The organism is Jeotgalibacillus sp. ET6 (assembly GCF_029667115.1).
Classification (GTDB): Bacteria; Bacillota; Bacilli; order Bacillales; family Jeotgalibacillaceae; genus Jeotgalibacillus.
This window is the reverse complement of sequence record NZ_JARUIU010000121.1, coordinates 1-265: the sequence shown is the minus strand read 5'-3', so window position 1 is coordinate 265 and position 265 is coordinate 1. Positions and strand designations below refer to the sequence as shown.

At 40.0% G+C, this 265-nt stretch carries 1 pseudogene; it reads left to right on the top strand.

Annotated features, from left to right (window positions below):
* Positions 1-63: pseudogene (locus P6709_RS20625) on the top strand (S1 RNA-binding domain-containing protein); the annotation flags it as partial.
* Positions 64-265 lie beyond the last annotated feature (202 nt).

Below are 265 nucleotides of genomic sequence, written 5' to 3'. Positions count from 1 at the left end.
ACGGTTCGTAATGTGGTGGATTTCGGAGCATTTGTGGACATCGGTGTGAAGCAGGACGGACTTTGAAGCAATTCATTTGTGATTTTACCCGGGTTCTGATATTATGATGGCCTTTGATGAATGTTTTTTAGTGAGGCCAAGAATGGAACATTAAAGGATAAAGGAAGCCCTAATCAAATTTGTTAGAAGCTCTCTAACCAATACAAATGCACAGTTTATCTCTAACCAGCTTGCTTTTCAATCAAGCATGGATGATGGGTCTGAT